At 68.9% G+C, this 18,249-nt stretch carries 17 protein-coding genes; 13 read left to right on the top strand and 4 right to left on the bottom strand.

Annotation, left to right across the window (positions count from 1 at the left end; translation table 11 throughout):
* The first annotated feature begins 62 nt into the window (after positions 1-62).
* Complete coding sequence (gene topA, locus GGR47_RS00395) at positions 63-2,636, top strand: type I DNA topoisomerase (RefSeq protein WP_147036466.1); 2,574 nt, start codon at positions 63-65, stop codon at positions 2,634-2,636.
* A 516-nt stretch (positions 2,637-3,152) separates the two neighbouring features.
* On the opposite strand, the gene GGR47_RS00390 is transcribed toward topA, so the two are convergent.
* On the bottom strand, positions 3,153-3,449 hold the full coding sequence (locus tag GGR47_RS00390; RefSeq protein ID WP_018250550.1) for an SEL1-like repeat protein: 297 nt from the start codon (positions 3,447-3,449) through the stop codon (positions 3,153-3,155).
* A gap of 79 nt (positions 3,450-3,528) precedes the next feature.
* The gene (gene panC / locus GGR47_RS00385) at positions 3,529-4,374 is read right to left on the bottom strand and encodes a pantoate--beta-alanine ligase (protein ID WP_147036467.1); all 846 of its coding nucleotides are present in this window, start codon (positions 4,372-4,374) and stop codon (positions 3,529-3,531) included.
* 87 nt (positions 4,375-4,461) lie between these two features.
* Between panC and GGR47_RS00380 the strand changes: the two genes are divergently transcribed.
* From GGR47_RS00380 to GGR47_RS00345, 8 genes are all read left to right on the top strand, one after another.
* Complete coding sequence (locus tag GGR47_RS00380) at positions 4,462-5,310, top strand: division plane positioning ATPase MipZ (protein ID WP_147036468.1); 849 nt, start codon at positions 4,462-4,464, stop codon at positions 5,308-5,310.
* Positions 5,307-5,570, top strand: a complete 264-nt coding sequence (locus tag GGR47_RS00375) for a J domain-containing protein (RefSeq protein WP_116462866.1) — start codon at positions 5,307-5,309, stop codon at positions 5,568-5,570. The genes GGR47_RS00380 and GGR47_RS00375 overlap by 4 nt, the downstream gene beginning before the upstream one ends.
* Positions 5,567-6,934, top strand: coding sequence for a phosphoglucomutase/phosphomannomutase PgmG (pgmG, locus tag GGR47_RS00370; RefSeq protein ID WP_147036469.1), 1,368 nt, complete (start codon positions 5,567-5,569; stop codon positions 6,932-6,934). Before GGR47_RS00375 ends, pgmG begins: the two co-directional genes overlap by 4 nt.
* A 31-nt stretch (positions 6,935-6,965) precedes the next feature.
* A complete protein-coding gene (locus tag GGR47_RS00365; protein ID WP_147036470.1) occupies positions 6,966-7,430 on the top strand; it encodes a PH domain-containing protein in 465 nt (154 codons plus the stop codon).
* Positions 7,431-7,804: 374 nt separating this feature from the next.
* Positions 7,805-8,563 (top strand): exonuclease domain-containing protein, encoded by a 759-nt coding sequence (locus GGR47_RS00360; RefSeq protein WP_017977316.1) that lies wholly within the window; start codon positions 7,805-7,807, stop codon positions 8,561-8,563.
* A 52-nt stretch (positions 8,564-8,615) separates the two neighbouring features.
* Positions 8,616-10,127 (top strand): sensor histidine kinase, encoded by a 1,512-nt coding sequence (locus GGR47_RS00355; protein ID WP_147036471.1) that lies wholly within the window; start codon positions 8,616-8,618, stop codon positions 10,125-10,127.
* Positions 10,124-10,570, top strand: coding sequence for a response regulator (locus GGR47_RS00350; RefSeq protein WP_017977314.1), 447 nt, complete (start codon positions 10,124-10,126; stop codon positions 10,568-10,570). Before GGR47_RS00355 ends, GGR47_RS00350 begins: the two co-directional genes overlap by 4 nt.
* 2 nt (positions 10,571-10,572) lie before the next feature.
* Positions 10,573-11,625, top strand: a complete 1,053-nt coding sequence (locus GGR47_RS00345) for a sensor histidine kinase (protein ID WP_167509749.1) — start codon at positions 10,573-10,575, stop codon at positions 11,623-11,625.
* A gap of 153 nt (positions 11,626-11,778) precedes the next feature.
* Here the strand turns inward: GGR47_RS00345 and GGR47_RS00340 are convergent, their stop codons facing one another.
* Both GGR47_RS00340 and GGR47_RS00335 read right to left on the bottom strand, forming a co-directional pair.
* The gene (locus GGR47_RS00340) at positions 11,779-12,270 is read right to left on the bottom strand and encodes a DUF1440 domain-containing protein (protein WP_147036472.1); all 492 of its coding nucleotides are present in this window, start codon (positions 12,268-12,270) and stop codon (positions 11,779-11,781) included.
* A gap of 190 nt (positions 12,271-12,460) precedes the next feature.
* Positions 12,461-13,204: a class I SAM-dependent methyltransferase gene (locus GGR47_RS00335; RefSeq protein ID WP_147036473.1), complete on the bottom strand. Its 744-nt coding sequence runs from the start codon at positions 13,202-13,204 to the stop codon at positions 12,461-12,463.
* A 51-nt stretch (positions 13,205-13,255) separates the two neighbouring features.
* Between GGR47_RS00335 and GGR47_RS00330 the strand changes: the two genes are divergently transcribed.
* The 4 genes from GGR47_RS00330 (at position 13,256) to GGR47_RS00315 (ending at position 18,155) form a co-directional block, all read left to right on the top strand.
* Positions 13,256-14,116, top strand: a complete 861-nt coding sequence (locus GGR47_RS00330; protein WP_147036474.1) for an oxygenase MpaB family protein — start codon at positions 13,256-13,258, stop codon at positions 14,114-14,116.
* 231 nt (positions 14,117-14,347) lie between these two features.
* Positions 14,348-15,895 (top strand): DUF4153 domain-containing protein, encoded by a 1,548-nt coding sequence (locus tag GGR47_RS00325; RefSeq protein WP_147036475.1) that lies wholly within the window; start codon positions 14,348-14,350, stop codon positions 15,893-15,895.
* Positions 15,892-16,617, top strand: coding sequence for a response regulator transcription factor (locus GGR47_RS00320; RefSeq protein ID WP_147036476.1), 726 nt, complete (start codon positions 15,892-15,894; stop codon positions 16,615-16,617). Before GGR47_RS00325 ends, GGR47_RS00320 begins: the two co-directional genes overlap by 4 nt.
* Positions 16,614-18,155, top strand: coding sequence for a sensor histidine kinase (locus GGR47_RS00315; protein ID WP_147036477.1), 1,542 nt, complete (start codon positions 16,614-16,616; stop codon positions 18,153-18,155). Before GGR47_RS00320 ends, GGR47_RS00315 begins: the two co-directional genes overlap by 4 nt.
* Positions 18,156-18,249 lie beyond the last annotated feature (94 nt).

Here is an 18,249-nt window from a genome sequence, read left to right as displayed (position 1 = left end):
TTGACAGTCGCCCCGGCGGCTTTCCACCCTCGCGCGTACACGTAAGGACCGTAATCGCCGCCATGCAGCTCGTCATCGTCGAATCGCCCGCCAAAGCGAAGACCATCGAAAAATACCTCGGCTCGGATTACCGGGTGCTCGCCTCCTACGGCCACGTCCGCGACCTGCCGGCGAAGGACGGGTCGGTGAATCCCGACGAGGGCTTCGCGATGGAGTGGGAAAATTACGCGGACAAAACGAAGCAGCTCAAAGCCATCGCCGATCTGTCGAAGACCGCCGATCGCCTGATCCTGGCGACCGACCCCGATCGCGAGGGCGAGGCGATCAGCTGGCACGTGCAGGAGGTGCTGAAGGGCCGCAAGGCGCTGCCCAAGGACGTCCAGCGCGTCACGTTCAACGCGATCACCAAGGCGGCGGTGACCACCGCAATGGCGAACCCGCGCGAGCTCGATACCGATTTGATCGACGCATACCGCGCCCGCCGCGCGCTCGACTATCTCGTCGGCTTCACGCTGTCGCCGGTGCTGTGGCGCAAGCTGCCCGGCGCCAAGTCGGCCGGCCGCGTGCAGTCGGTCGCGCTGCGCCTGATCGTCGACCGCGAGCGCGAGATCGAGGCGTTCCGCGCGCAGGAATATTGGTCGGTCACCGCGAGCATGGAGCAGGACGGCACGCCCTTCACCGCGCGCCTCGTCCAGTGGGACGGCAAAAAACTCGACCGCCTGTCGATCGGCAATGAGGGCGACGCGCAGAAGGCCAAGGCCGCGGTCGAGGCGGGGCGCTTCTCGGTCCAGTCGGTCGAGACCAAGCCGGCGACGCGCAACCCGCCGCCGCCCTTCACCACCTCGACGTTGCAGCAGGAGGCGGCGCGCAAGCTCGGCTTCTCGGCCGACCATACGATGCGCATCGCGCAGGGCCTGTATGAGGATGGCGCGATCACCTACATGCGCACCGACGGCGTGCAGATGGACGGCAGCGCGATTTCGGCCGCGCGCAAGGCGATCGCCGAGCGTTACGACGGTGGCTACGTCCCCGATTCGCCGCGCCAGTACCAGACCAAGGCGAAGAACGCGCAGGAAGCGCACGAGGCGATCCGCCCGACCGACTTCAGCAAGGACCGCGTCGGCGGCGGCGATCACGCGCGCCTGTACGACCTGATCTGGAAGCGCGCGCTCGCCAGCCAGATGGCGTCGGCGCGCATGGAGCGCACCACGGTCGAGATGGCGGACGGCACGGGGCGCAACGTGCTGCGCGCGACCGGCCAAGTCGTGCTCTTCCCCGGCTTCCTCGCGCTGTACGAAGAAGGCCAGGACGACAGCCAGGACGAGGAAGCGCGCCGGCTGCCACGCCTGCGCGAGGGCGATGCGCCGGCCAAGAAGGACGTCGCCGCCGAACAGCATTTCACCCAGCCGCCGCCGCGCTTCTCCGAAGCCTCGCTGGTGAAGCGGATGGAAGAGCTCGGCATCGGTCGCCCGTCAACCTATGCTTCGATCATCAAGACGCTGAAGGACCGCAATTACGTCCGCGTCGAGAAGAACCGCTTCTTCGCTGAGGAATCGGGACGGCTCGTCACGGCGTTCCTCGAACGCTTCTTCGAGAAGTACGTCGGCTTCGATTACACCGCCGAGCTGGAGGAGGAGCTGGACGACGTGTCCGGCGGCCGTGCGCAATGGCAGGCCGTGCTGGAAGCCTTCTGGCGCGACTTCAAGCCGCGCACCAGCGAGGTGATGGAGCAGCAGCCGTCGGCGATCACCGCGGAGCTCGACCAGTTCCTCGCGCCCTATCTGTTCCCCGACAAGGCGGACGGCAGCGATCCCAGGCTCTGCCCAAAATGCGAGGCGGGCAAGCTCGCGCTGCGCGGCGGCCGGTTCGGCGCGTTCATCGCCTGCTCCAATTATCCCGAGTGCAAATACACCCGCCGCTTCGCGCAGGCCGGTGCCGAGGCTGGTGAGGACAGCGGCCCTGAGGGCCTGGGCAAGGACCCGGTCACCGGGCTGGAGGTCGAGCGCAAGTCGGGGCGGTTCGGGCCGTACATTCAGCTCGGCGAGGGCAAGGACGCCAAGCGCGCCTCGATCCCCAAGGACCTGCCTGGCGAGCTCGACCTGGAATGGGCGCTGAAGCTCTTGAGCCTGCCGCGCACGATCGGCAATCACCCGGAAACGGGCGAGCCGATCACCGCCTCGATCGGTCGCTATGGCCCCTATCTGGCGCACAGCGGCAAATACGCGCGGCTGCAATCGACCGCCGACGTGTTCGAAACAGGGATGAACGCCGCGGTGGTCAAGCTCGCCGAGGCAGCGGCCGGCGGTGGCCGTCCCGCCCGCGGGGCCGCACGCGCGCCGCTCAAGGAGCTCGGCAAGCACCCGCGCACCGAGGCGGAGATCAAGCTGATGGAAGGGCGCTACGGCCCCTATGTTACCGACGGCGAGACGAACGCGACGCTGCCCAAGTCGATCACGCCCGAGGCGCTGACGCTGGAGGAAGCGGCCTCGCTGATCGATGCCCGCGCGGCGGCGGCCCCGGCGAAAAAGAAGAAGGCGCCGGCCAAAAAGGCCGCGGCGAAGAAGCCGTCGGCGAAGGATGCGGCTGCCAAGAAGCCGGCCGCCAAAAAGGCGCCGGCTAAGAAGAAGGCGGACTGATCCCCACGTTCGTCATTCCCGCGAAGGCGGGAATCCAGACGCGCTACCGTCGCGCTTCTTGCCGAAAGGTCAGAGGTTCTGGATTCCCGCCTGCGCGAGAATGACGGTGCTTTGGTGAACCCCCTCGTCATCTAGGCGCAAATGGTGACCGCCCGTATGCGGCGCGAAAACCATCCGAGGCGGCAAACGCGGCTCGGGTGATTGCGCCCCCGGCAAAAGATACCGCCGCCTAGCGTCCCACGAGGAAAGAGGGACCTCACCCCACCCCGTCATTCCCGCGAAGGCGGGAATCCAGATGCGCTACCGTCGCGCTTCTTGCCGAAAGGTCAGAGGTTCTTCATTCCCGCGAAGGCGGGAATGACGGCAGTGGGATGGGCACCGCCCCTCCCTCGTCATCCCGGCGCACGCCGGGATCCATGGTGGCGGGACGGCTGTGGTTCGCAAACCATCGGCGGCGGCGTGTCCATGGATCCCGGCCTGCGCCGGGATGACGAACACCAGGTCGTAGCGAACCGCCTACGCCGCCCGGCGCTGCGTCATCATCAGCCAGGCGCGCGCCTGGCGCTGCGCTTCGGCGATCTCGCGCGCGGTCATGTCCTCGGCCACGTCGGCGCGGGCATCCACCGCGTCCTCAAGGCCCGCCACGGCGGCGAGATTGAACCATTTGTGCGCCTCGATCAGATCGATCCCCGCCCCCGCGGTCCCGGTCTGATAGCACACGCCGAGGTCGAACAACGCCTCGGGCCGGCCGCGCATCGCGTCGGCGATGCGGCTTTCTAAAAGAAACTGCGCACTCTTGAGACTGTTAGCCATGGATCGCCCCTATTTTTCATAAGGCCACCATGGCGCGCCGACCGCTACGAAATGGTTAACGCGAAAAACACCATGTCCGTCAGGGCGTTGCCTCGACCGCGACATTGTCGATCAGCCGCGTCGTGCCCATCCGCGCCGCCGCGAGCAGCCGCCGAGGCCGGTCTGCCGCTGGCGATTCGGCCAGCGTTTCGGCATCGGCCAGCGCGACGTAATCCACCTCGAACCCCGCCGCGACCAGCGCGCCGCGCGCCTCCGCCAGCGCGCCTTCGGGATCGTCGCCGCGTGCGATGCTGCGCGCCGCGACGCCCAGCGCGCGCGGCAGTGCGATGGCCTTCGCGCGCTGTTCCTCGTCGAGGTAGATGTTGCGCGACGACAGCGCGAGGCCGTCATCGTCGCGCTGCGTCGGCACGCCGATGATTTCGATGGCCATGTCGAGGTCCGCGACGAAGCGGCGGATCACGGCGAGCTGCTGGAAATCCTTCTCGCCGAAATAGGCGACGTCGGCGCGCGTCTGGTTGAACAGCTTGGTGACGACGGTCGCGACGCCATCGAAATGCCCCGGCCGCGCCGCGCCATCCAGCCCGTCGCTGACGCCGGAAACGCTGACGTTCGTCGCAAAGCCTTCGGGGTACATCACCTCGACCGGCGGCGCCCACAGCAGGTCGCAGCCATGGTCGGCGAGCAGGCGCGCGTCCGCCGCCTCGCGCCGGGGATAGCGGGCGAGGTCTTCGTTCGGGCCGAATTGCTTGGGGTTGACGAAGATCGATGCGATCACCTTCGTGCCCGGGCGCCGCGCCGCCTCGACCAGCGCCATATGGCCCGCGTGCAGCGCACCCATCGTCGGCACCAGCGCGATGGTCGCCCCTTCGGCGCGGAATGCGGCGACCGCGTCGCGCAAGCCGGCCAGGTCTCGAACTGTCTGCACCGTTTACCCCCTCGAACAATGAGCGCGCGGCTTCTATGAAGAGGGCAGCAACCGGGCAACCCGGAAGAACGCATTAAGGAACGAGCCGTGCCCGCAGGGCCACATGTCCCCTCCCCCCACGTCATCGTCTTCGCCAATGAAAAGGGCGGCACCGGCAAGTCGACGACGGCGGTCCACGTCGCCATCGCGCTCGCCGCTAAGGGCGCGAAGGTCGCCTGTTTCGACCTCGATCACCGGCAGCGCACCGTCGGCCGCTACCTCGACAATCGCGCCGCCACGATGCAGCGCAAGGGCAGCGCGCTGCCCATGCCCGTCCACGACACGCACGACGGCACGAGCGAAGACGTGTTCGAGGAAAAGTGGACCCGCCTGTCCGAGGGTGCGGACTTCCTGATCGTAGACACCCCCGGTCGCGACGATTATTTCGCGCGCACCGCGGCGGCGCTGTCCAACACGCTGGTCACGCCGATGAACGACAGCTTCGTCGACTTCGACCTGATCGGCCAGGTCGATCCCGAAACCTTCAACGTCACCAAGCCGAGCTTCTATTCGGAACTGATCTGGGACGCGCGCAAGCAGCGTGCCCGCGCCGATGGGACGCAGATCGACTGGGTCGTGCTGCGCAACCGCCTGCAGCATATCGAGGCGCGCAACATGCGCCGCGTATCGGATGCGCTGACCCAGCTGTCGAAGCGCGTCGGCTTCCGCATCATTCCGGGCCTGGGCGAACGCGTGATCTATCGCGAGCTGTTCCCGACCGGCCTCACCATGATCGATGCCAAGGAATTCGGCGCGATGGGCCTGGGCCATGTCGCCTCGCGCCAGGAATTGCGCGAGATGATGGCGGCGCTGCAATTGCCCGAACCGGCCCAGCCATCCGACTCGCAGCCGTTCGAATCCCAGGCCGCCGAGCCGACCCCCGATATCGCCGCATGAAATGGCTGATCGTCATCGGGCTGATCTGGCTCGCATGGCACTATCTGGGCCGAAAGCCGAAGCGCACCGCGGTCAGCCCGCAGCAGCGCGCGCGCCGCATCCTGGGCGTCGCGGCAGAGGCGGACGAGGCGGAGATTCGCGCCGCGCATCGCCGCCTGCTCGCCGAATTCCACCCCGATCGCGGCGGATCGGAATCGGCGACGCGTGAGATCAACGCGGCGCGTGATTTGCTGATCGAGGGCCTGCGCCGCCCCGCATGAGCCATGTCCTCTCGCCCGCGATCCTGCGGGAATATGACATTCGCGGCACTGTGGGGCGCAACCTCGCCCCCGCCGACGCGACCGCGATCGGCCGCAGCTTCGCCACCCGCGTCCGCGCCGCGGGCGGCACAAGCGTGGCGGTGGGACGCGATGGGCGCCTGTCCTCGCCCGACCTCGAAACCGCATTGGTCGCCGGCCTCGTCGCGGGCGGCGTCGACGTCGTCCGCATCGGCCTCGGCCCCACGCCGATGCTGTATTTCGCCGAGGCGACGCTGGGCGTCGACGCCGGCATCCATGTGACGGGCAGCCACAATCCGCGCGACGACAACGGCTTCAAGATGGTGCTCGGCCACCGCTCCTTCTACGGCGCCGACGTGGTCGATCTCGCCCGCCTCGCCGCCACCGGCGCGTGGAGCGAGGGCACCGGCAGCGTCACCCACCACGACGTCCTGCCCGCTTATGTCGCGCGCCTACTCGCGGGCTATGCCGGCGGTGCGTTCCGCATCGGCTGGGATTGCGGCAACGGCGCCGCCGGCCCCGCGGTGGAGCGGCTCGTCGCGCAACTGCCCGGCGAGCATCATTTGCTCCACACCCTCGTCGACGGCCGCTTCCCCAACCATCACCCCGACCCGACCGAAGAGGCCAATCTCGCCGACCTCAAGGCGCTCGTGCGGGAGAAGGGCCTCGACTTCGGCATCGCCTTCGACGGCGACGGCGACCGGATCGGCGCGGTCGACGGCAAGGGCCGCGTGCTGTGGGGCGACCAGCTCCTCGCCCTGCTGATCGCGCCCGTCCTGGCCGCCTGTCCCGGCGCCACCGTGGTGGCCGACGTCAAATCCTCGGCTTACGTCTTCGATCGTATCGCGGAACTGGGCGGCACCGCGGTGATGGGCGCGACCGGCCACAGCCCGATGAAGGAGGCGATGCTCGCCCACGCCGCGCCGATCGCGGGCGAATTGTCGGGCCACATCTTCTTCGGCCACGACTGGTACGGTTTCGACGACGCGCTGTACGCCGCGGTGCAGCTGATCGGCGCAGTGCATGGCTCTGGCCAGTCGCTCACCGCCTTGCACGACGCGATGCCGCCGTTCGTCAGCACGCCCGACCTGCGCTTCGCCATCGATCCGGCGCGCAAGGCCGGGGTGATCGATGCGGTGCGCGCGCGGGTCGAGGCGACCGGCACGCCCGTCGTCGCGATCGACGGCGTCCGCGTCACGACGCCCGCGGGCTGGTGGCTGCTGCGCGCCTCGAACACGCAGGACATGCTGACACTGCGCGCCGAAGCCCGCTCCCAGGCGGCGCTCGACGCCTTGCTCGCCGAGGTCGATGCGCACCTTGCCGCCTGCGGCATCGCCCGCGATTGACAGACATGCCGTGCCCGATAGGGTCGGTGTCATGTCTGGGTCCTACAGTGCCGAACGCGCCGTCGACAGCTTCCGCTCGAGCACCAATCGCTGGCTGCTCGGCAGCTTCACCGGCTGGCTGACGATCCTCAGCTGCGCGATCGGCGTGGGCCTCGTCATCATCGCGGTCCGCTGGTTGCAGAACATGGCCGCCGCCTATGAGATCACCGACCAGCGGCTGATCGTGAAGCGCGGCCTCGTCATGAAATCGATCGACGAGATCGAGCTGTACCGGATCAAGGACGTGCGCGTCGACTTTTCGGTCATCAACCAGATCGCGGATATCGGCACGATCACCATCACCTCGTCGGACCGCACGACGCAGAATATGCAGTTCGTCCTGCGCGACATCCCCGCCGCCCGCGAACGCCGCGAGGGCATCCGCAAACTCGTCGACCGCGCCCGGCGGCAGCGCGGCGTGCGCGAGCTGGACATCGACGAAGACGACTATCGCTGATCGGGAGCGGAGTGGGTTGCCACCGGCCGCCCACACTGTCACCCCGGACTTGGTCCGGGGTCCACTCCGCGGCGAGGGGGGTGGCTTGAGCCTCTTGCCATCCCCTTGCGGCCCGGTGGACCCCGGACCAAGTCCGGGGTGACGAGTAGAGAGACGAACCGTCTCGTACTCTCACACGCCACACCCCGCCCCCCACACACCCCACACCCTCGTCAACGCCAACGACGAAAGTCCTCCCCCGCCAGGGGGAGGTGGCGCGCCGAAGGCGTGACGGAGGGGGCGGACAGCAATGCCCTCTGCATAGCAAGCACCGCTCACCACCCCCCTCACCAAATGCTGGCGGAATCCGTCCACATCCCCCATCTACCCCAGCAATGCGTCCCCAGCCCCAGATCGTCCGCGTCATCGACCTCGAAACCACCGGCAGCGCGCCGCCTGCGCATGGCGTGTGCGAAATCGGCTGGCAGGACGTTGCGCTCGGCGCCGATGGCCGCTGGGAATTGCAGGGCGAGGGAGGGTCGATCCTCGTCAATCCCGGCCGCGCCATCCCGCCGATCACGCAGGCGATCCACCACATCCTCGACGAGGATGTCGCCGACGCACCCTGGTGGCATGACGTCGCACGCCGCGTGCTCGATCCCTACCCGCGCCGCGTCGCGCTCGCCGCGCATCGGGCGGACTTTGAACAGCAATTCTGCACGCCCAGCCTGACCCACGGCCAGGAATGGATCTGCACCTGGAAGTGCGCGCTGCGCCTGTGGCCGGACAGCCCCAGTTTTTCCAACCAGGTGCTGCGCTATTACCGCCGCCCCGAGGGGCTGGACCAGCAGCGTGGCCTGCCCGTCCATCGCGCCTTCCCCGACGCCTATGTCACCGCGCACCATTTGCGCGATCAGTTGAACGAAGCGGGCCTCGCGCAATGCCTCGACTGGTCGCGTACCCCGGGCCTGATCCCGCGTGTCCGCTACGGCCCCTATCGCGGCAAGGCATGGAGCGAGCTCGACCATGAAAGCCTGATGGCCTTCCTGACCGATCGCGATCCCGACATCCGCTTCACCGCCAATGCCGAAATGGATCGCCGCAGCGGTGGCGGCGCCGTGGGACGTGCCAGCGCGCAGGACCTCTTGCTGTAGTATAATCTCACCCCTCTGGAATGGTTCGTAACGCTGGCGTAAGGCAGCGCCCGTGATCGCCACCATCCGCAACCGTTTCGTCGTCAGGGAAGGCCGCTTCGGCCGCGTGCTGATCGCCTTCATGGTGATGGGTTTCGCCGCGCTGATCGTGGCGGGCATCGCCGCCGGCCTCGCCACCGCGCGTGGCGAACAGCACACTGAAACGGTCGGCCACACCTATGAGGTGGAACTGGCGATCGGCACCGCACGGCGCCTGATCGAACAGAGCGAAGCCTCGCGTCGCGGCTATCTGCTGACCAGCGACGTGCGCTATCGCGACGCCTACCGGGAATGGGGCGCGGCGCTGGCACCCGCACTCGCCCGGCTGGAATCGCTGACCCACGACAATCCGCGCCAGGTCACGAGCTTCACGCTGTTGCAACGCGAGGTCGCTGCCCTGCTCGACCAGCGCAGTCGCACGATCGCGCTGGTCGATGCCGGTCGCCGCGCGGACGCGGTGACCGCATTCGAACAGGAAACCAGCATCCGGCGGCTGATGATGATCCGCGCGCTGTTCGAACGGATGAGCGGCGAGGAACGCCGGCTGCTCGAGATCCGCAACGCCGCACAGCGCGCCAGCGTCCGCCTGTTCTACGGCATCCTTGCCACCGCCGCGGTGATCCTCGCGTTCGTCGTGCTCGCCTCGCTGCTCACCGTGCTGCGCTACACGCGCGACCTTGCCGCCTCGCGCGATTCGCTGCGCTCGTTCAACGAGCGGCTCGAAGAGACGGTGACCGAGCGCACCGCCGACCTCAGCCGCGCGAACGAGGAAATCCAGCGCTTCGCCTATATCGTCAGCCACGACCTGCGTTCGCCGCTGGTCAACGTGATGGGCTTCACCGCCGAACTCGCCGCGGTCATTCCGCCGCTCACCACATTGGTCGAGCAGGCGGAGGCGCAATGCCCCGATATCGTTACCGAGGATGCGCGGCTGGCGGTGCGCGAGGACCTGCCCGAAGCGATCGGCTTCATCCGCACCTCGACGCAGAAGATGGACCGGCTGATCAACGCCATCCTGAAGCTGTCGCGTGAAGGTCGCCGCGTCATCACCCCCGAAGCGATCGACCTCGCCGCCGTGGTCGACACGATCGAAGGGTCGATCCGCCACGTCCTCGACGATCGCGGCGTCACGCTCACCGTCATCCGCCCGATGCCGCGCGTGGTGACCGACCGCGTCGCGATCGAACAGATCCTGTCGAACCTGATCGAGAATGCGAGCAAATACCTCCAGCCCGGTCGCCCCGGCGCGATCAGCGTATCGGCGGAGCAGCGCCGCGATCGCGTGATCGTGTCGGTCGCCGACAACGGCCGCGGCATCGAAGCCCGCGATCACCAGCGCATCTTCGATCTGTTCCGCCGATCGGGCCAACAGGACCAGCCCGGCGAGGGGATCGGGCTGGCGCATGTCCGCGCGCTGGCCTATCGCCTCGGCGGCACGATCGACGTCGATAGCGCGCTGGGCGAAGGGTCGACCTTCCGCCTCAACCTTCCCGCCACCTTTTCCAGCCAGGACATTGCGTCATGAACGCCCATCAATCCGTCGGCATCGTCATGATCGAGGATGACGAAGGCCACGCGCGCCTGATCGAAAAGAACATCCGCCGCGCCGGCATCAACAACGACATAAAGCATTTCACCGACGGCAACCAGGCGCTGCACTTCCTGTTCGAGGCGCCCGACGGCCCCGCCAGGAACGGCCCGGCGCTGGTGCTGCTCGACCTTAACCTGCCCGACATGAGCGGCACCGACATCCTCGCCCGCATCAAGGCAGAGGACAGCCCCCTGAAGCGCACCCCCGTCGTCGTGCTGACCACCACAGACGACAAGGTCGAGATCCAGCGCTGCTACGATCTGGGCTGCAACGTCTACATCACCAAGCCGGTGAATTACGAAAGCTTCGCGCAGGCGATCCGCCAGCTCGGCCTGTTCCTGTCGGTGATCCAGGTCCCCGAGGTCGAGGAACACTGATCCTGACCCAGGTTCCGCCCAGCGCGCCCGCCAGCGTCCTGTATATCGACGACGACGCCGGTCTGCGCCGGCTCGCGGCGCGCACGCTCGAACGGCGCGGCTATAGCGTGACGGTCGCCGACAGCGGCGCGGAGGGCGTGATGCTGGCGGCGGGCCAGCCGTTCGATCTCGTCGCGGTCGACCATTACATGCCGGAAATGGACGGGCTGGAAACGCTCGAGCAGCTGAAGGCGCTGCCCGAGCCGCCACCGGTGGTCTACGTCACCGGATCGGACGAGGGACGGATCGCGATCGCCGCGTTGAAGGCGGGCGCCGCGGACTATGTCGTCAAGACGGTGGGCGAAGACTTCTTCGATCTGCTTACCGCCAGCTTCGAACAGGTCTTGGAGCGTAGCCGCCTGACGCGGGAAAAGGCGCGCGCCGAAGAGGATCTGCGCGCCAGCAACGCGCGGCTCGAGACCTTGCTGTCCGAAGTGAACCACCGCGTCGCCAATTCGCTGCAGCTCGTCTCAGCGATGGTGCGGTTGCAGGCAGGCGCGCTCAGCGACCCCGCCGCGCGCGCCGCGCTGGACGATACGCAGCGCCGCATCGGTGCGATCGCGCAGGTCCACCGCCGGCTGTATTCGGCGAACGACGTCGAAAGCGTCGACATGCACGATTATCTGAAGTCGCTGATCGACGAACTCAACGAAACTTTGTCGTGTGACGACGGCGCAAACACGCTGCACCTTGTCGCCGAATCGATCCGCCTGCCGACCGACAAGGCGGTGTCGCTGGGCGTGATCGTCACCGAACTCGTCACCAACGCGTGCAAATATGCCTATCCGGACGGCGTCGGCGGTGAGATTCGCGTGCTGTTGCGCCGCGACGGCGACGACATCTTCCTGCTCGCGGTGGAGGATGACGGCTGCGGCATGCCCGCCGAGGCGACGCCCAAGGGCACCGGCCTCGGCACCAAGCTGATCCGCGCCATGGCGCAAAGCCTGCATTCCGCCGTGGAATACGAACCCCGCACACCGGGCGTCAGGGCAACGCTGCGCGCGGCGATGGCATAAGCGCGGCGCCTACCCCATCCACCACGTCACCCCGGACTCGGTCCGGGGTCCACCGCGCCTCAGGGGGCTGGCCAGAGGCTCCTGCGTTTTCAGTCGCCGCAGAGGGGACCCCGGCGTCCAAGGTGACGCTGAGTCAGAGGCGATAGTCCCGCCTCAATCCACCGCCTCGACGAACCGCCGCGTTCCCTCCAGCGCCGCCCCGAACACGACGTGGCTCGCCAGCCCGTACGCATGGATCGCCGGCGACGTATCGGTGGCTGATGGTCCCCAGCCGAACGCGGGCACCGCCACATCGTCGAGCAGCGTCGCGACGCCGACGCCGAACGCCGTGCCGAACCCCGCCGTCGTTTCCGGCCACACCCGCGCCGCCAGCGCATAGCCCGCGCCGAGCGCCGCGCCGGTCACATAATGCACCAGCACCCCCGCGCTCTCGCGGCGCTTCTGCGTCACCGGCTCGCCCGTCACCGCCGCGCTGACGCTGTCCGCCGCCTTCACCGTCGCGGGATCGTCGTTGCTGCCGCCCATGTCGACCACCGCGGCGACACCCTTTTGAAACAGGTCCATCGCCAGACTGGCAACGATCCCCCCGGCGACGCCGGCGAGCAGGGTCTTGGGCAGGCTGTTGGCAAGTGACGACACACGCATTCTCCTGGTCAGATGCAGCGCCCAACGCCGCACACGACGGAGAGGTTCGTGGACGCGACGACATATCGCCGCCTATCCGCCCACCATTCGCCCTGAGCCTGTCGCAGGGCGCGTCACCACACCCGCACCGCACGTGAATGGCCGTGCTTCGACAGGCCCAGCACGAACGGATCGATAGACGCGTCGCCCCTCAGGGCTTGCGGAACTTCATCACGAACTGGTCGGTCTTGCCCCGGATCGCCGGATCGAACACGTTCTTCGTATGATCGTCCGCGGGGTTGGCGAGCACGTTGCTCGACCCGACATAGCGGAAGCCCGTCGATTCGATCTGCTGGCGCACCACGGCGGGATCGATGCGGTGCCGCGTCGCGGTGCCCGACAGGCCGGTGCCGGGCGCATCGGCATGGTCGATGACGACATAGGTGCCGCCCTTTTTCAGCAGCTTGAACACCGCCGCGTCGAACGCGCGCAGCGCGGGTTCGCCGGCGCCGTTATTCGGAATGTCGTGATAGTTCTGCACCGTCCAGAACAGGTCGACCGGTTGCGGCACGGTCGGCAGGTTGGTCGGCTGCACCTCGGCGGTCACGTTAGCCAAGCCGCGCGCCTGCAAGGCGGGCAGCGTCTTCGCGGCATATTTCGCCCCCGCCGCCGGCCACAGCGCATAGACCTTGCCCTTCGGCCCGACGATGCCGGAAAAGATGCGCGTCCAATATCCGGCACCCGGCAGATAATCGATGACGACGTCGCCCGGCTTCACACCCGAAAAGGCGAGCACCGCCGCCGCCTGGCGCCGCGCATCGTCCCCCGACTGGTCGGCGCGCGCAGGATCGGCGAGCGCCCGGCCGATCGCACTGCCGGCGGGCGCAGCCTTTTCCTGCGCCACGACGGCGGTGGTCATCGCAAGGCCTGCGATCATCGATACGATCAGCCGCATCTTTTGTACCCCTCAACCGGTTGGACGTGCATGAGATTGACGGACAGCAGCATGAGCGATCTGCGCGGCGCGATCCAGCGCGAAGTGCATCGGCTCGTCGGCTTCGACGACGGCACGATCGATCTCACCCGTCCGCCTGGCGACGACGGCCTGTTCGGCCCCGGCTCGGCCGCTTGGGTGGTGCATGGCGACTTCACCGCAATGATGGCGGGCGGCGTCGCCGCCCTGCTGCTCCAGATGCTGCACCCCGGCGCCTTGGCGGGCGTGTGGGACCATTCCAACTTCCGCGCCGACATGCTCGGCCGGCTGCGGCGCACCGCGCAATTCATCTCCGCGACGACCTATGGCTCGACCGAGACGGCGGAGCGGATGATCGCCCGCGTCCGCCGCATCCATGATTCCGTCGCGGGCTCGCTGCCCGACGGCACGCCCTATAGCGCGAACGATCCCGAACTGCTCACCTTCGTCCATGTCGCCGAGGTCGCGAGCTTCCTCGCCGCGCACCGCCGCTACCGCGACCCGGACTATCCCGCGGCGGAGCAGGACCGCTATCTCGCCGAATATGCCCGCGTCGCCGAAGCGCTCGGCGCCCGCGACGTCCCACGCAGCCGCGCCGAGGTGGACGCGTATTTTACCGCGATCCGCCCGCGCCTGCGCGCCGATCATCGCACGCGCGAGGTTGCCCGCGCCCTGCTCGACCAGCCCGTCGCGGCGCCAGCGCTCGCCTCCGCGCAAAAGCTGCTGATGGCCGCGGGCATCGACCTGCTGCCGCGCTGGGCCGTGACGCTTCACGACCTCACGCCGCCGCCCGGCCGCCGCCCGATGGTCCGCGCCGGCATGGCGGGCGTCGGATCGGTACTGCGATGGGCCTTGCGCGACGGCTCGGCGAAGCGGGCCAGGGATCAGGCCTAACGCAATCCGTTTCACCCCGTTCGCCCTGAGCCTGTCGAAGAGCGGGGCGCGACGGGCGGCGCACTTGAGGACAGCAGCGCTTCGACAGGCTCAGCGCGAACGGCCGTAGGGCGGTCGATCGACGCCTGCACCGGATCTGCACCACACGCACACCGCCTCAGCACCCCCCGCGCCATCGCGCCTCGACGCCTGCCCGCCATCCCTGCCGCGCCCCTCGCACAGGATGCCCGCATGCCGCACCGTCTCTCCACCCTGTCCGCCAAGATCGCGGCGACCGCCGCCGTGATCTGCCTCGTCGAAGCGCTGGTGCTCGACGCCGCCGCCTTCCTGTGGACCGCCGCGCTCGCCTGGATCGTCGCGCTGGTGGCGACCCGGCCGGCCGTCCGCCGCAACCGCGCGGCGCAGGTCGCGCTTGCCGCCGCCACGCTGTTCGTCGCCGCATTGTTCGACGATCCCAGCGCGCTCGCCGTGCTGCTGTTCCTCGTCGCAATCGTGCTCGCCGCATTGTTGCCGCGGCGACGCTTCGACACCGCGATCGCCTGGGGCCTGCGCCTTGCCTGGACCGGGCTGACCGCGCTGCTGCTGCCGATTCGTGACGTCGCCCTCACCGCGCGCGCCCGCACGCGCCGCGCCCGTCCCGGCATCCGCCCCGGCGCCGTCGCCGCCACGCTGGCCCTGCCGATCGCGGGCGGCGCGCTGTTCCTGACGCTGTTCGCCCAGGCCAATCCACTGATCGAATCTGCCTTCGCCGGCATGGTCCTGCCCGATATCGGCGTCGTCCTGTTCCGCGGCGTCATCGCGATCGTCGTGCTGCTCCCGGTGTGGGCGACGCTGCGCCCCGATCCGCGCGGCACCGGCTGGGACGGGACGCTGCCCACCTTGGCCCTGCCGCAAGTGGGTAGCGCGACGCTGATCCTGTCGCTCGCCACCTTCAACACGATCTTCGCGATCCAGAACGCGCTCGACCTCGCCTTCCTGTGGAGCGGCGCGCCCCTGCCCGCCGGCGTGACGATGGCGGACTATGCGCATCGCGGCGCCTATGCGCTGATCGTCACCGCGCTGCTCGCCGGGCTGTTCGTGCTGGTGACGCTCCGCCCGGGCAGCCCCGGTGCGGCGAGCCCTGCGATACGCCGGCTGGTGACATTGTGGATCGTCCAGAATGTGCTGCTGGTCGCGTCCAGCGCATTGCGCACGCTCGATTATGTCGATGCCTATTCGATGACGGTACTGCGCCTGTCCGCGCTGATCTGGATGGCGCTGGTCGCGACCGGCCTTGTGCTGATCCTGTGGCGGCTGCTCGCCGGCCGATCGAGCGCATGGCTGGTCAACGCCAACGCACTCGCCGCCGCGGTCGTGCTGACGGGCTGCACCCTCGTCGATCTACGCGCCACCGCCGCCGCCTGGAATGTCGACATGGCGATCCGCCGCCACACGCCGCTCGCCGACCTCGACCTGTGCTATCTCGACACGCTCGGCCCGTCCGCGATCCTGCCGCTTGCCCGGCTAGAGCAGGCGGCCCGCGACCCCGCCGCGCGCGACGCGATCGCCTCGATCCGCTGGGAGGCGCAGCGGACGCTCACCGCGCAACAGAGCAGTTCACGCGGCTGGACATGGCGGGGCGCCCGCCGCCTCGCCAGCGTCGAGGCGATGATGGGCGCCACCCCGCCGCGCCTGCGCCCCGCGCCCGACGGCCGCCGGTGCGGCATCATCGAACCGCCGCCCCAGCCCGCACCCGCCCCATCGACGCCCGCCCCATTGACGAAGGCCCCGCAACGATGATCCTGTGCCCGATGCCCCGCACCGTGCTGATCGTCGACGACGATCCCCATATCCGCCAGCTGCTCGCCTTCGCGCTCGACAAGGCCGGCCTGTCGCCGGTCGAGGCGGCGGACGGCGAGGCGGGCCTCGCGATGGTACAGACGCACAAGCCTGACCTCGTCATCCTCGACATCAACATGCCGCGCATGGACGGGCTGGAGGTCTGCCGCCGGCTTCGCGGCGCCAAGGATGGCGGCGGCGACACGCCGATCCTGTTCCTGTCCAGCCGCGACGACGAGATCGACCGCGTGCTCGGCATCGAACTGGGGGCCGACGATTATGTTGTGAAGCCCTTCTCCCCGCGCGAAGTCGTCGCGCGCGTCATGGCGATCCTGCGCCGCACCGCCGCCCGCCCGCCGCAGGTCGAGGAGGGGCGCACGCTCGGCCACGGCCGCCTGACCCTCGACCTCGACGGCTGGTGCGCCGCCTGGGACGGCGCAGAGGTCGCCCTGACCGTCACCGAATTTTCGATCCTGCGCCTGCTCGCCTCGATGCCCGCCAAGGTCTTCAGCCGCGACGCGATCATCGACCGGTTGCACGGACCCGGCTTCGCAATCACCGACCGCACGATCGACAGCCACATCCGCAACCTGCGCCACAAGTTCGCGGGGATAGGCGCTGCCGATCTGATCGAAACGCGCGCCGGCATCGGTTACCGCCTGGGCCCCTGCACGGGCGCGTGATCATCGCGCTGAAGGACTGGGCGAAGCGCCACTGGCCGCTCCTGCGGCTGCGCACGATCCTGTTCGCGACGTTGTTCGTCGTCGCGGCGCTGCCCGGCTTCGGTGCGGTGTTCCTGCGCGTCTACGAAAACACGCTCGTCCGCCAGACCGAAGCGGAGCTGGTCGCGCAAGGCGCCGCGCTCGCTGCCGCCGCCGCCGCCGACTGGCCAGGCGCGACACCGGGCACGCCGCTCTATCCGGCCCGCATCGTCGTGCCCGGATATGGTGTCGACCTCAGCCTCACCCCGATCCTGCCCGAACGTCCCGATCCGACGCCCGCGCCCGCGCCCGCCCCGGATGCGGTCGCCGCCGCGCACACCCTCGCCCCCGTGCTGCGCGCGACCCAGATGACGACGCTTGCCTCGATCCTGCTGCTCGACCGGGGCGGCCGCCTCGTCAATGGCGGCGGCAGCCTTGCCGCGCTGCCCGAAGTCGCCGCCGCGCTGCACGGCCGGCCCGCCACCACGCTCCGCCGCAACGGCGCCTATCGCGCGGTCTATCGCTTCGAATGGCTCAGCCGCGCCGCCGCGATCCGCATCCACCACGCCCGCCCCATCGTCGTGAACGGCCGCGTCGTCGGCGTGCTGCTGCTGTCGCGCACCGCTCGCGCGCTGTTCCGCGGCCTGTATGAAGATCGCGGCAAGATCGCGATCGGCATCGCCGCGATCTTCGGCCTGCTGATCGTCATCAGCGGCGTCATCTCGCGCGGCGTCACCCGCCCGATCGAGCGCCTGGGCCAAGCGACCCGCGCCGTCGCCAGCGGCCGCGGCAGCGTGCCGGAGGTGCCGCCCACCGCCGCGATCGAGATCCAGGGCCTTTACGCCGATTTCGCCGCGATGACCGCCGCGATCGAGCATCGCTCGCGCTACCTGCGCGACTTCGCCTATGCGGTCAGCCACGAGTTCAAGACACCGCTCGCCGGCATCCGCGGCGCGATCGAGCTGCTGCACGACCATCCCGACATGGCCGCGGCCGACCGCACCCGCTTCCTCGCCAATGTCGACGCCGATGCGCAGCGGCTGACATTGCTGACGACGCGCCTGCTCGACCTCGCCCGCGCCGACATGACCGCACCCGGCGAGCCCTGCGCCGATCCCGCCAGCGTGATCGCCCGCGCGGCGGATGCGGTGCGGGGGGCGAGCTTCGCGGTCGACGTCACACCCGGCCCGATCCCGCCGGTCGCGCTCCCCGCCACGACGATCGAAACGGCACTGGCGACGCTGTTCGACAATGCGCGGCAAGCGGGCGCCCACGCAGTGCGGATCGAGGCTTCCGTGGACGAGGCGCAGGCCGTCCTCACCATCCACGACGACGGCCCCGGCATAGCGCCCGCGGACGCCGCCCGCCTGTTCGAACCCTTCTTCACCACCCGCCGCCGGCAGGGCGGCACCGGTCTCGGCCTCCCCATCGCGCGCTCGCTGTTCGAAGCCGGCGGCGGCACGATCACGCTGGTCGATTCGCAGCCGACGACATTCCGCGTGACGCTGCCCCTCAACTAACCCACGCCGTCACCCCGGCCGAAGAGCCGGGGTCCCGCTTCGTCTTTCAGCGGCGGCAAAAGCGGGACCCCGGATCACGTCCGGGGTGACAAGG

Source organism: Sphingomonas aquatilis (genome assembly GCF_014196115.1).
Lineage (GTDB): Bacteria > Pseudomonadota > Alphaproteobacteria > Sphingomonadales > Sphingomonadaceae > Sphingomonas > Sphingomonas aquatilis.
Note: the sequence above shows the minus strand (reverse complement) of the source record. Positions and strands in the feature narration are given on the sequence as shown.

Coding starts and splice junctions, on each gene's coding strand:
- topA (WP_147036466.1), top strand. CDS start 63: ATGCAGCTCGTCATCGTCGAATCGCCCGCCAAAGCGAAGACCATCGAA.
- GGR47_RS00390 (WP_018250550.1), bottom strand. CDS start 3,449: ATGGCTAACAGTCTCAAGAGTGCGCAGTTTCTTTTAGAAAGCCGCATC.
- GGR47_RS00375 (WP_116462866.1), top strand. CDS start 5,307: ATGAAATGGCTGATCGTCATCGGGCTGATCTGGCTCGCATGGCACTAT.
- pgmG (WP_147036469.1), top strand. CDS start 5,567: ATGAGCCATGTCCTCTCGCCCGCGATCCTGCGGGAATATGACATTCGC.
- GGR47_RS00365 (WP_147036470.1), top strand. CDS start 6,966: ATGTCTGGGTCCTACAGTGCCGAACGCGCCGTCGACAGCTTCCGCTCG.
- GGR47_RS00360 (WP_017977316.1), top strand. CDS start 7,805: ATGCGTCCCCAGCCCCAGATCGTCCGCGTCATCGACCTCGAAACCACC.
- GGR47_RS00350 (WP_017977314.1), top strand. CDS start 10,124: ATGAACGCCCATCAATCCGTCGGCATCGTCATGATCGAGGATGACGAA.
- GGR47_RS00340 (WP_147036472.1), bottom strand. CDS start 12,270: ATGCGTGTGTCGTCACTTGCCAACAGCCTGCCCAAGACCCTGCTCGCC.
- GGR47_RS00335 (WP_147036473.1), bottom strand. CDS start 13,204: ATGCGGCTGATCGTATCGATGATCGCAGGCCTTGCGATGACCACCGCC.
- GGR47_RS00330 (WP_147036474.1), top strand. CDS start 13,256: ATGAGCGATCTGCGCGGCGCGATCCAGCGCGAAGTGCATCGGCTCGTC.
- GGR47_RS00325 (WP_147036475.1), top strand. CDS start 14,348: ATGCCGCACCGTCTCTCCACCCTGTCCGCCAAGATCGCGGCGACCGCC.
- GGR47_RS00320 (WP_147036476.1), top strand. CDS start 15,892: ATGATCCTGTGCCCGATGCCCCGCACCGTGCTGATCGTCGACGACGAT.